The sequence below is a fragment of the Variovorax sp. 01T439_2 genome (assembly GCF_056398445.1).
This window is the reverse complement of sequence record NZ_JBFTPJ010000244.1, coordinates 1-12,240: the sequence shown is the minus strand read 5'-3', so window position 1 is coordinate 12,240 and position 12,240 is coordinate 1. Positions and strand designations below refer to the sequence as shown.

The window sequence follows — 12,240 nt, the reverse complement described above, 5'->3', positions numbered from 1 at the left end:
AGGCGATGTCCTGCCCGAGCCGCGCCAGCACCTGGGCGGCGCGCGCGTTCAGGCTGGCGTAGTTCATCCAGGCCTGCCTGCCGGCGTTGATCTCCGGCATGAAGATGTTCTCCGCCACGGTGGCGTCGGCGCACAGCGCGATCTCCTGGTGCACCAGGCCGATACCCAGGCGCATGGCATGCGCCGGGCCGTCGATCACCACCTTCTGGCCGTTGAGAACGATGTCGCCTTCGTCGGGGCGGTGGATGCCGTCGATGATGTTCATCAGCGTCGACTTGCCCGCGCCGTTCTCGCCGCACAGGGCGTGGATCTCGCCCGCATGCAGCGAGAAGTCCACGCCCGAGAGCGCGCGCGAAGCGCCGAAGCGCTTGCTGATGCCGCGCAGTTCGAGCAACGTGCTCACTCGCCGATTCCCTTGGTGCCGCGGCGCGCGAGGTACTTGTCCCAGTAGAAGTCGTCGGCATTGGCCTTGCTGACCACCGACAGGCCGTTGTCCAGGAACGGCACCGACATCGGATTGGTGCCGTTGCGCTYGGCGTCGTTCATCGGGTCGATGAGCTGCGGGTTCCTGGCCAGGAACAGCATCATCATGCCCATGTAGCCCTGCATGCCCTGGTTCGGGTTGATGGCGCCGAACACGTCGCCGGCCTTGATCATGTCGAGGATCTTGGCGTTCACGTCGCAGCACATCACGCGGATGTTYTTCTTCGACTCGATCTTGGCCTGCGCGGCACCCAGCGCCGAGTTGGCCTCGGGCATGAACAGCGCACCCAGGTTCGGGTTGGCCTGGGCCAGGCTCAGCACCGCCTGGTAGGCCTTGCTCGGGTCCTGGTTGCTGGCGGCGCGGCCGACCAGCCTCATGCCCGCATGCTTGGTCTTCATGCGGTTGACGAAGGCCGCGATGCGGCGGTCGTGGTTGTCCTGGCCCGGGTTCTCGAGCACCGCGTATTCGCCCTTGCCGCCCAGCGCCGCGGCAATCGCGTCGGCCGCCTGCGTGCCTTCGCGGTCGTTGTCAGACGTGACGAAGGAGGCGCGCTTGGAGTTGGGCGAGTCGGCCGCGAAGGTCACGACCGGGATGCCCATGGCCACCGCCCGGTTGATCGGCTCGATGAACGGGTCCGGGTTCATCGGGTGCAGCAGGATGCCCGCGGGCTTGCGCGCCAGCTCCTGCTCGAACGAGGCCAGCTGCTTGTTCACGTCGTACTCGGGCGTGCCGGTGTAGCGCGTGCGCACGCCCAGCGTGCGGCCCAGCTGCTTCATCATCTCGTAGACCGGAAACCAGTATTCGACGCCCGACACCATCACGTTCATCACGTAGACGTCGCTCGCGTTGCCGCGCAAGCCGGTGGCGGCGGGCGTGGCGGTGGATTGCGCAAATGCGCTGGTGCCGGCCAGGCCGATACCGGCGGCCGCCGCGGACTTCAGGAAATTTCGCCTCATCTTGTGTCTCCTCGCGTTGACTGGCAGAGCTTGCGACCTGCCTTGGGGGCGCAGATCTTCGGACCTCATTGTCACGACAGTTGTTATGACAGGTAGAATGTAATCTCGGGTTGTTTGCCGCGATAACTAGGGGAAACGCTACTGGCCGGCGGCTTTCAACTCGCCGAAGCTGTTATGACATGAAGTCCAACATATTGATCGGCGTCGACATGGGCTCGAGCAGCCTGAAGGCGCTGGCCCTCGAAGCCGCGAGCGGCCGCACCGTCGCCTTGTCCCGCATGCCCCTGCCGCACGACCGGCTGCCCGGCGGAGGCTGCGAAGTGGGCGCGCCCGCGATCCGCGCCGCGCTGACGCATGTGCTGCGTGATGTCGTCCGCCAGCTCGGCCCGCGCGCGGCCGAAGTCCGCGCCATGGCCTGCACCGGCCACGGCGCCGGCCTCTATGCGCTCGATGCCGGCAACCAGCTCATCGGCGGCCGCGCCGTCGCCTCCACCGACCAGCGCGCCGATGCCCGGGCGCGCGCGCTGGCCGCGAGCCACGGCGCGCAGCTGTTCGAGGAGGTGGGCTGCAGCCCCTGGCCCGGGCAGCCCACGGTGATCGCGGCCGAGCTGCTGGGTGCGGATGCGGTGCAGCGCGGCGAACTGCAGCGCCTGCTGTTCGCCAAGGACTACCTCGGCTTCCTGCTCACCGGCCAGATCGCCACCGACGCCAGCGATGCGAGCACCGCCGGCCTGGTGTCGCTTGCCACCGGCAGCTGGTCGCGCACGGCCCTCGAGGCCTCGGGCATCGCGGAGCTCGGCGCGGGCGCCTTCGGCCCCATCGTGCCGAGCGGCACCACGATCGGAAAGCTCCTGCCCGCCGAGGCCGCACTGTGCGGCCTGCCCGCTGGCATCCCGGTGGCCGTGGGCGCGATCGACCTGCTGGCCTCGATGACCGCGATCCGCGCGGAAGGGCGGGGCCGAGCGGTGTCGGTGCTCGGCACCTGGTGCGTGAACGCGGTCGTCGGCCCGGTGATGGCGCCCAAGCCCGCCGTCGCCGCCATCGTGAATTTCGGCCGCGGCAACGCGCGGCTCTACATGGAGAACAGCCCGTCCTCGATGGCCAACATCGCCTGGCTGGCCGGCGTGCTCGCGCTGCCCGATGCGCGCGCGGTGGTCGACCTGGCCATGACGGTGCCGCTGGGCGCTGGCGGCCTGCGCTTCCTGCCCTTCGTCAATGGCGGCGGCGGCGTGACGGCCGGCTTCGTGGGGCTCAAGAGCCATCACACGCGCGCCGACATGGCCCGCGCCGTGGTCGATGCCGTGGCGGCGCTGCATGCGCGGCACACGGCGCGCCTGGCCGCGGCCGGCCTCGCGGTGGGCCAGACGACGGTGCTCGGTGGCGGCGCGGGCGATGCGCGCCTCGTGCGGCTGCTCGCGGCCTTCCTCGGGCGCCCGGTCGAGCGCTGCGCCGACGACGAGACCGGCGCGCGCGGCGCTGCGATCTACGCCGCCATGTCGCAAGGGCTGGGCGACGCGGCGCAGGGCAGCGCCTTGCTCGCGCCCTGCGACGTGATCGAGCCCGATGCGCGCGAGGCACGCGCCCATGCGGATTTCAACGCCGGTTTCAACGAACTGATCGACAGCATGTCACCTGTATTCACCCACATCGCAGGCGGTTCGAAATGAGCGCCTGGCAACTTCCCTTCGTGCGCCCGGCCTCGCTCGCGGGCCGCCATTTCTCCACCGTGATCGTCGGCGCCGGCATCAACGGCGTGGGCGTGTTCCGCGACCTGTCGCTGCAGCGCGTCGACTGCCTGATCGTCGACAAGGGCGACTTCGGCGCCGGCGCCAGCAGCGCGCCCTCGCGCATGATCCACGGCGGCCTGCGCTACCTGGAGAACGGCAGCTTCTCGCTGGTGGCCGAAGCCACGCGCGAGCGCAACCTGCTGCTGCGCAATGCGCCGCACCTGGTGCGGCCGCTCAAGACGGTGGTGCCGCTCGCGAGCTTCTTCGGCGGCCTGATGAGCAGCGCGCTCAAGTTCTTCGGCCGCACGCCGCCGCAGCGTACGCGCGGCCTCCTGGCCGTGGCGCTGGGCCTGCGGCTCTACGACATCCTGGGACGCCGCCAGCGCGTGATGCCGGGGCACCGCATCAGCCGCGTGCCACTGGCCGACCGCAGCCTGTTCCGCACGGCGATCCGCTGGACCGCCACCTTCTTCGATGCGTGGATCAGCCATCCCGAATGGCTCATCCTCGAGCTGATCGGCGATGCCTGCCGCGACCAGCCGCGCTCCGCGGCCGCCAACTACTGCCGCGTGATGGGCTGCGCGGGCAACATCCTCACCTTGCGCGACGAGATCACCGGCGAGCTCGTGCGCGTGACCGCCGACACGGTGGTGAACGCCACCGGCGCCTGGCTCGACCGCAGCGCGGCCGTGCTCGGCGGCGCCGGCCCGCGCGTGATGGGCACCAAGGGCTCGCACCTCGTGCTCGACCATCCCGCGCTGCGCGATGCGCTCGACGGCCGCATGGCCTACTTCGAGGCGGTCGATGGGCGCGTGTGCATCGTCTRTCCGTTCCTGGACCGCGTGCTGGTGGGCTCCACCGACATCCCGGTCGAGGACCCCGACCAGATCGTCACCGAGCCGGCCGAGGTCGACTACCTGATCGACGTGCTGCGCGAGGTCTTCCCCAACATGGCCTTCGGCCGCGGCGACGTGGTCTACACCTACGTCGGCGTGCGGCCGCTCGCGCGTTCGGAGGCCGACAAGCCGGGGCAGATCTCGCGCGACCATTCGGTGGTGGTCGATCCGCCGAACGCGACGCGCGACATTGCCATCGTCGGCCTCGTCGGCGGCAAGTGGACCACCTTCCGCTCGCTGGCCGAGGAGGCCACCGACGAAGTGCTGCAGCTGCTCGGCCGCTCGCGCACCGCATCGACCGAGCTGCTGCCCATCGGCGGGGGCGCGGAACTGCCGGCCGATGCGCCGGCGGCCGATCGCTTCGTCGAGAAGATGATGGGCGCCTCTGGCATGGACCGCAGGCGCGCACTGACCCTGCTCGGCCGCTATGGCTCGAAGGCGTTGCCGCTCGCGCAGCGCCTCGCGGCCTCGGGCGATGTGCCGCTGCAGCATGCACCTGACTACTCGGCCGCCGAGCTTTCCTACCTGTGCCTCGAGACCGGCGTGCTGCACCTGGACGACCTCGTGATCCGCCGCACGCTGCTGGCCATTCGCGGCCTCGTCACCGACGCCGCGCTCGCCGAGATCGCGGGCGTGGCGGCCGAGGCGCTGGGCTGGGACGCCACCCACGCCCACAACGAGCTGTGCGCCTGCGCCACCGCGCTGCGCGAGCGGCACAACGTGCGGCTGCACGCGGTGGCCGCCGGCGAGGCACCTTCTTTCGATGCATCATTGATGGCCAGCTCAGTCCTCGGCCAAGCCTAAAAGTGAACAGTAGTCCCAACGACATCTCGACCGTGCTCGACCGCAATTCCGAATCGCCGCTGTGGGCCCAGTTCCGCGACGCCATCCGGCTGCAGATACTGCAGGGCGTGCTGCCCATCGGCGCCAAGCTGCCTTCGGAGGCGGAGCTCGGCGAGCAGTTCGGCATCTCGCGCATCGTGGTGCGCGAGGCCTTGGCCGACTTGGTGCGCAACAACCTCATCTACAAGATCAAGGGCCGCGGCGCTTTTGTATCGGCGCGCGAACGCGACGAAGATTTTGTTTCCACCGTGCTCGGCTTCTCCGACGAGATGGAGCGCAAGGGCCGCTCGGTGCGCACGCAGATCCTCGCGCAGGAACTGCGCGCGCCCACCGAGCATGAAGCCGCAGCGCTGGGCCTGGCCGACGACACGCAGGTGGTGGCCCTCAAGCGCCTGCGCAGCGTGGATGGCGAGCTGCGCCTCTTGGTCGAGACGGCGGTGCCGGCGGACCTGGCGCCCGGCCTGCACCGTGCGCGGCTGGAAGACCGCTCGCTCTACGACGTGCTGCGCCGCCAGTACGGGCTGCGCCTGGTGCGCGCCGAACGCTGGATCGACGCGGTGCTGCCCGATGCCGAAACCTGCAGGCTGCTCGACCTGCCGCAGCCCGAGCCGCTGCTGCGCATCGAGTCGATTGCCTACGGTGCCAACGGCCGGCCGCTGGAATGGCCACCATCATCAGCGCGACGGCCACCCAGTCCTGCCAGTGCACCACCTCGCCGAGCCACACCGCGCCGCTGAACACGCCCAGTACCGGAATGAACATCACGCTCAGGGTCGAGGCCACCGGCGGCAGGCCGCGCGCCAGGTAGAACCATGCCGCATGCGCAAAGCCGAAGATCAGCACCGCGTTGTAGGCGATCGAGCCCCAGGTCACGGGACCGGGCCAGCGCCATGGGCCGCGCTCGAACAGCAGCGACAGCACCGTCATCACCACGGCCGTCATCGCCGTCATCCAGAACGAGAGCGTGAGCGTCGGCAGCCCGATGCGCGAGTGGCGCAGCAGCTGCGTGCCCAGCGCCCAGGTCGCGGCCGCCACCAGTGCGAGCGCCACGTAGCCGGGCCGCCCCGCCAGGTCGGTGAGCTCGTGCCACAGCAAAAGCCCCACGCCGACCGCGCAGGCGCCCACGCCCACCCATGAGCGCCGCGTGAGCACGGCCGAGAACAGCAGCGCGCCGATCACCGCCGAGAACACCGGCATCGTGTAGCCCAGGATCGCCGCGCGCCCGCCCGAGAGCGCCTTCACCGCGAGGATGATGCAGGCGTGCCAGATGAACATGTTGGTGGCGCCCAGCCACACCAGTTCGGGCCATGCGCGGCGCGGCACGTGGAACGGCACCTTCATCCACGCCAGCGCAAGCCCCAGCACCGGCACGCCGAGCCAGATCGAGATTGCGCGGAAGGCCAGCGGCGGATAGTCCGCCACGCCGAGCTTCATCACGGGCCAGTTGAGGCCCCATGCAAGCGTGAGGAGAACGAGCAGGAGGAACTGGCGCGGCGTGAAGGAAGGCATGGGCCGCGATTGTGGCGCGGCCCGCGCATTCGTGCAGGAAGCGGGCGCGCGCTACAGCAGCCGCTTGAGGTAGCGCCCCGTGTGGCTCGCCTCGTTGGCCGCGATGTCCTCGGGCGTGCCTTCGCCCACCACCGTGCCGCCGCCGGCGCCGCCCTCGGGGCCCATGTCGATCAGCCAGTCGGCCGTCTTGATGACGTCCAGGTTGTGCTCGATCACGACGATGGTGTTGCCCGCGTCGCGCAGTTGGTGCAGCACCTTGAGCAGCAGCTCGATGTCGGCAAAGTGCAGGCCGGTGGTCGGCTCGTCGAGGATGTAGAGCGTGCGGCCGGTGTCGCGCTTGCTGAGCTCGAGCGCCAGCTTCACGCGCTGCGCCTCGCCGCCCGAGAGCGTCGTGGCCGACTGGCCGAGCTTGATGTAGCTGAGGCCCACGTCCAGCAGCGTGCGCAGCTTGCGCTCGATGGTCGGCACGGCCTTCAAAAATTCGTGCGCGGTCTCTACCGTCATATCGAGGATCTGCGCGATGTTCTTGCCCTTGTAGAGCACCTCGAGCGTCTCGCGGTTGTAGCGCTGGCCGTGGCACACCTCGCAGGGCACGTACACGTCGGGCAAAAAGTGCATCTCGACCTTCACCACGCCGTCGCCCTGGCAGGCCTCGCAGCGCCCGCCCGCCACGTTGAAGCTGAAGCGGCCCGGGCCGTAGCCGCGTTCGCGCGCGGTGTTGGTCTCGGCCATCAGTTCGCGGATGGGCGTGAACAGGCCCGTGTAGGTGGCCGGGTTGCTGCGCGGCGTGCGGCCGATGGGGCTCTGGTCGACGTTGATGACCTTGTCGAAATACTCGATGCCCTCGACCGATTCATGCGCGGCCGGCTCTTCGTGCGCGCGGTAGAGCGTGCGCGCCACGGCGGTGTAGAGCGTGTCGTTCACCAGCGTCGACTTGCCCGAGCCCGAGACGCCCGTCACGCAGGTCAGCAGGCCGACCGGGAAGGCCACGCTCACGTTCTTGAGGTTGTTGCCGGTGGCACCCACCACGCGGATTTCCTGCAGGTCGGTCTGCGAGGCCAGGTGCGCCGCTTCGCGCGCAGCGCGCCGCTCGGCCGCGGGGCTCGGCGGAAAGCGCGAGGCCTTCTTGCCTTCGTTGAAGGCCGGCTTCTTCACGACCGGCAGCCAGGCGGTACGGCGCTTGGGTACTTCGATCTTCTTCGTGCCGGAAAGGTATTGGCCGGTCAGCGAATCGGGGTTGGCCGCCACCTGGGCGTAGCTGCCCTGCGCCATCACGCGGCCGCCGTGGATGCCCGCGCCCGGGCCCATGTCGATCACGTGGTCGGCGGCGTGGATCATGTCCTCGTCGTGCTCGACCACGATCACGCTGTTGCCGATGTCGCGCAGATGCTTGAGCGTGCCGATCAGCCGGTCGTTGTCGCGCTGGTGCAGGCCGATGCTGGGCTCGTCSAGCACGTACATCACGCCCGTCAGGCCYGAGCCGATCTGCGAGGCGAGCCGGATGCGCTGCGCCTCGCCGCCCGAGAGCGTCTCGGCGCTGCGGTCCAGGCTCAGGTAGTTCAGGCCCACGTCGTTGAGGAACTTGAGGCGCAGGCCGATCTCACGCACCACCTTGTCGGCGATGTCGGCCTTGGCGCCGCGCAGCTTGAGCGTCTGGAACCAGGCGAGCGAATCGCGCAGCGTGAGATGGCTGAGCTCGAAGATCGCCATGCGCGGCGGCTCGCCGCCGTCCGCCGGGCGCGCAGACTCATCGACCAGGAACACATTGCGCGCCTCGGGCCTGAGCCGCGAGCCGCCGCAGTCGGGACAGGGCTGCAGGTTGCGAAAGCGCGCGAGGTCTTCGCGCACCATCACCGAATCGGTTTCGCGGTAGCGCCGCGCCATGTTCGGGATGATCCCCTCGAAGGGGTGCTTCTTCGTGAGCTTCTTGCCCGCGAAGTTGCCCGACTCCATGGTGTAGTTGAACTTGATCTCCTCGGCCGCCGAGCCGTGCAGCAGCACCTGCTGCACCGAGGCGGGCAGCGATTCGAAGGGCGCGTCGACGTCGAACTTGTAGTGCTTGGCGACGCTCTCGATCATGCTGAAGTAGTAGCCGTTGCGGCGGTCCCAGCCCTTGATGGCGCCGCTCGCGAGCGAGAGCGAGGGGAAGGCGACCACGCGCGCCGGGTCGAACACCTCGCGGTGGCCGAGGCCGTCGCAGCTCGGGCAGGCGCCCACGGGCGAGTTGAACGAAAAGAGGCGCGGCTCCAGCTCCGACAGCGAGTAGTGGCAGATCGGGCAGGCGAACTTGGCGTTGAACAGGTGCTCCTTGTCGGGTGCGCCCGCAGTGCCATCGGCGCTGCCTTCCGGCCTTGCGCCCAGTTCCAGCGCGATCGCACGGCCCTCGGCCAGCCGCAGCGCCGCCTCGAAGCTCTCGGCCAGGCGCTGCTGCATGTCGGGGCGCGCGCGCAGCCGGTCGATCACCACGTCGATATCGTGCTTCTCGGTCTTCTTGAGCTTGGGCAGGTCGTTGTATTCGTAGGTCTGGCCGTCGACACGGAAACGCACGTAGCCCGCGGCCTGCATCTCGGCGAAGAGCTCGAGGAATTCGCCTTTCTTCTCGCGCGCGACGGGCGCGAGGATCATCAGGCGCGGTTCGTCGGGAATGGCCAGCGTGGCATCGACCATCTGCGACACGGTCTGCGCCTGCAGCGGCAGGTGGTGGTCGGGGCAGTAGGGCGTGCCGGCGCGGGCGTACAAGAGGCGCAGGTAGTCATGGATCTCGGTCACCGTGCCCACGGTGGAGCGTGGGTTGTGGCTGGTGGCCTTCTGCTCGATGCTGATGGCGGGCGACAAGCCTTCGATCACGTCGACGTCGGGCTTGTCCATGAGCTGCAGGAACTGCCGCGCATAGGCCGAGAGGCTTTCCACGTAGCGCCGCTGGCCTTCGGCATAGAGCGTGTCGAAGGCCAGGCTCGACTTGCCCGAGCCCGACAGGCCGGTGATCACCACCAGCTTGTTGCGCGGAATGTCGAGGTCGACATTCTTCAGGTTGTGGGTGCGCGCACCGCGGATGCTGATGCGCTGCTGCGCGAGCACCGCGCCGAGGTAGGTGTCGCGTTCGAGTTCCGCGTCGCGTGCGCGCTGCGCGCCGTCGTCGGCGTATTCAATGGCTTTGGAATTCAAGGGGGCGATCGTCCGAGGGCAACCGGACATGATAGTCCGAGCGGCATTTCATGGCGAGCGGGCGGGTTGCGGCGGTTTCAAGCAGGCGGTGCTTCGGCGGGGCCCCGCGGGGGCGCCCGGGGCGCCGGCATCGGGCACAATCTAGGGTTCTTTTCTTCCTTCTCCTTCATCCACTTATCAGGGGCAGTGCACATGGCATCGGTCAACAAAGTCATCGTCGTCGGCAATCTGGGGCGCGACCCCGAAATGCGTACCTTCCCGAGCGGCGACCAGGTCGCAAACGTCACCGTGGCCACCACCGATCGCTGGAAAGACAAGCAAAGCGGCGAAATGCGCGAAGCCACCGAGTGGCACCGCATCGTCTTCAACGGCCGCCTGGCCGAAATCGCCGGCCAGTACCTGCGCAAGGGCTCGCAGGTGTACGTCGAAGGCAGCCTGCGCACGCGCAAGTGGACCGACAAGGACGGCATCGAGAAATACACCACCGAAATCCGCGCCGACCAGATGCAGATGCTGGGCAGCCGCCAGGGCCAGGGCGGCCCTTCGGGCGGTCCCGAGGACGACGGCGGCTATTCGCAGGGCGGCGGTGGCGGCGGCTACTCGCAAGGCGCCGGCGGTGGCGGTGGCGGCGGCTATGCCCCCCGCGCACCGGCCGCGGCACCGCGCGCTCCGGCGCCGGCACCGCGCCAGGCTCCGGCCAAGTCGTCGTCGGGCTTCGACGACATGGACGACGACATTCCGTTCTGAGCTGAATCGCACTGTTTCCTGAGCCGGACCGGGCAGGCCGCACGCGGATGAGCCTCGCATGAGCCTCGGATCTGCGCGCCGGCTGCTCGAACATTTCTCTAGATACTGCTTTGCCTCGTTCTGGGCGAACGTGGTGCTCGCCGCGTCCGTGGCGCTGCTGGTGGCCATGGCCGCCTTTTTCGGCACCAGCGCTGCGCAGCACAACGCGGCGCTGCACCTGACGCAGGCCGACTGGCAGGTGCAGGACGCCCCCGGCTTCCGTGCACTGCCGCTTGCCGTGGACAGCAAGGCCCTGCCTCCCGCCTGGCAGCCGGTCGAGCTGCCGCTGGCGCTGCCCATCGCGCTGCTGCGCCAGGCCGACGGCAGTGCATCGGCGGGTGCGACCCGCATCACCTGGCTGCGGATCTCCACGCGCGGCCTGCCCGACACGCAGGCGCCGCTCGCGCTCTACGGCGCGCGCATCAAGACCGACGGCACCATCGCGGTGTATGCCAACGGGCGGCAGGTCCACCGCGCGCAGGTGCAGGGCCCGCTGTGGAACAGCACCCGCACGCCGCTGTGGGTGCTGCTGGGCAAGACGACCGACGGCGCGCCGCTGGACGAGATCCTGGTGCGGATGGAGCACACGCGCGGCGCGCAGGTGGCGGTTTCGTCGCTGTGGCTCGGGCCCGCCGAAGCGCTGGAGCCGCGCTACCGCATGCGGCAGTGGCTGCAGCAGGAGCTGCCGGCCATGCTCAGCACGGCCTTCATGGCGGTGGGCGTGTTCGCGCTGTTCGTGTGGTTCAGGCGCAGCCACGAAACCGGCTACCTGCTCTTCTTCAACCTGGCGACCACCTCCTTCCTGCGCAGCCTGCATTTCTATGTCGGCGTTCCGGTCGCCAACGACTGGTTCGCCTGGCTCACGGTCAACTCGCTGTTCTGGCTGGTGGCGGTGGTGCACTTCGCGCTGCGCCAGCTGCACGGCCGACCGCTGCGGTGGTTCACCGGCGCGGTGGTGGCGTGGACGGTGCTGACCGGCGTGCTGACGCTGCCGGGCCTGGCGATCCTGAGGAACACGCCGCAGGTCACGCCGCTGATCTACCTGGGCGCGGCGCTGATGGGGGTCGCCGTTGCGCTGGTGGGCGGCATCAGCGCCTGGCGCCGCTCCGGCGAGGGCCGCCTGGTGGCCGTGGGCATCGGCGTGTGCGTGCTGCTGGGGGTGTCCGACTGGTTGCTGCAGAACAATTTCGTGAGCCCCGAGGGCTGGTACCTGGGCGCCTACACCAACGCCGTCACCTTCAGCGTGTTCGGGGTGCTGCTGTACCGGCGCTACGTCAATGCCATTGCCGAGGTCGAGCGCGTCAACGCCAGCCTGGCCCAGCGCCTTGCGGCCCGCGAAGCCGAGCTCGAGCTCAGCCACCGGCGGCTGCGCGAGGTCGAGAGGAAGCAGACCATCAGCGACGAGCGCCAGCGCCTCATGCAGGACATGCACGACGGCCTGGGCTCCTCGCTGATCAGCGCCATCCGCTCCGTGGAGGGCGGCAGCATGAGYGACGAAAAGGTCTCGCAGGTGCTCAAGAGCTGCCTGGACGACCTCAAGCTCACCATTGATTCGATGGAGCCGCTCGAGGACGACCTGCTGCTGCTGCTGGCCACGCTGCGCTACCGGCTCGGCCCGCGGCTCGAGAGCTCGGGCGTGGCGCTGCAATGGCAGGTGCAGGAGCTGCCGGCGCTGGACTGGCTCGACCCGACCAGCGCGCTGCACATCCTGCGCATCGTGCAGGAGAGCATCGCCAACGTGCTGCGCCATACGCGCGCCACCGAGATCCGGGTGGCCACCGAGCGCCAGGCATCGGGCGTGCGGGTGAGCATCGAGGACAACGGCCAGGGCTTCAACGTCGAGAAGGCCCTGGCCGGTGCCGGCGGGCGCGGCA

The 12,240-nt window shown here is 69.2% G+C and carries 8 protein-coding genes and 1 pseudogene; 5 read left to right on the top strand and 4 right to left on the bottom strand.

Features of this window, described 5'->3' with window-relative positions; translation table 11 throughout:
* Nucleotides 1-403, bottom strand: a 403-nt coding sequence (locus tag AC1DOC_RS13570; protein WP_478129928.1) for an ATP-binding cassette domain-containing protein, incomplete at its 3' end; no start/stop codon positions are given.
* The gene (locus tag AC1DOC_RS13565; RefSeq protein ID WP_478129927.1) at nucleotides 400-1,440 is read right to left on the bottom strand and encodes a substrate-binding domain-containing protein; all 1,041 of its coding nucleotides are present in this window, start codon (nucleotides 1,438-1,440) and stop codon (nucleotides 400-402) included. The genes AC1DOC_RS13565 and AC1DOC_RS13570, both read right to left, overlap by 4 nt.
* Nucleotides 1,441-1,619: 179 nt before the next feature.
* Between AC1DOC_RS13565 and AC1DOC_RS13560 the strand changes: the two genes are divergently transcribed.
* The 3 genes from AC1DOC_RS13560 to AC1DOC_RS13550 are packed head-to-tail and all read left to right on the top strand — an operon-like array spanning nucleotide 1,620 to nucleotide 5,643.
* Nucleotides 1,620-3,107, top strand: a complete 1,488-nt coding sequence (locus AC1DOC_RS13560) for an FGGY family carbohydrate kinase (protein WP_478084424.1) — start codon at nucleotides 1,620-1,622, stop codon at nucleotides 3,105-3,107.
* Nucleotides 3,104-4,867 carry a glycerol-3-phosphate dehydrogenase/oxidase gene (locus tag AC1DOC_RS13555; protein WP_478129926.1) on the top strand — a complete coding sequence of 588 codons (1,764 nt, stop codon included), beginning with the start codon at nucleotides 3,104-3,106 and terminating at the stop codon, nucleotides 4,865-4,867. The genes AC1DOC_RS13560 and AC1DOC_RS13555 overlap by 4 nt, the downstream gene beginning before the upstream one ends.
* Before the next feature lie 2 nt (nucleotides 4,868-4,869).
* Entirely contained in the window at nucleotides 4,870-5,643 is a 774-nt protein-coding gene (locus AC1DOC_RS13550; RefSeq protein WP_478129925.1) for a GntR family transcriptional regulator, read from the top strand.
* Here the strand turns inward: AC1DOC_RS13550 and AC1DOC_RS13545 are convergent.
* Both AC1DOC_RS13545 and uvrA read right to left on the bottom strand, forming a co-directional pair.
* A pseudogene (locus AC1DOC_RS13545) lies at nucleotides 5,528-6,415 on the bottom strand (DMT family transporter); the annotation flags it as partial. The gene AC1DOC_RS13550 and the pseudogene AC1DOC_RS13545 sit on opposite strands and share 116 nt — an antisense overlap.
* Nucleotides 6,416-6,466: 51 nt before the next feature.
* Nucleotides 6,467-9,610, bottom strand: coding sequence for an excinuclease ABC subunit UvrA (gene uvrA / locus AC1DOC_RS13540; protein ID WP_478080637.1), 3,144 nt, complete (start codon nucleotides 9,608-9,610; stop codon nucleotides 6,467-6,469).
* Between the two features lie 162 nt (nucleotides 9,611-9,772).
* Here uvrA and ssb point away from each other — a divergent pair, with 162 nt between their 5' ends.
* Both ssb and AC1DOC_RS13530 read left to right on the top strand, forming a co-directional pair.
* On the top strand, nucleotides 9,773-10,327 hold the full coding sequence (gene ssb / locus AC1DOC_RS13535; RefSeq protein WP_012745542.1) for a single-stranded DNA-binding protein: 555 nt from the start codon (nucleotides 9,773-9,775) through the stop codon (nucleotides 10,325-10,327).
* A gap of 58 nt (nucleotides 10,328-10,385) precedes the next feature.
* Nucleotides 10,386-12,240 (top strand): sensor histidine kinase (locus AC1DOC_RS13530; protein WP_478129924.1); only part of this gene is annotated, 1,855 nt, incomplete at its 3' end.

What these genes read in the sequence shown, in the direction of transcription:
- AC1DOC_RS13560 (WP_478084424.1), top strand. Translation starts at nt 1,620, where the DNA reads ATGAAGTCCAACATATTGATCGGCGTCGACATGGGCTCGAGCAGCCTG.
- ssb (WP_012745542.1), top strand. Translation starts at nt 9,773, where the DNA reads ATGGCATCGGTCAACAAAGTCATCGTCGTCGGCAATCTGGGGCGCGAC.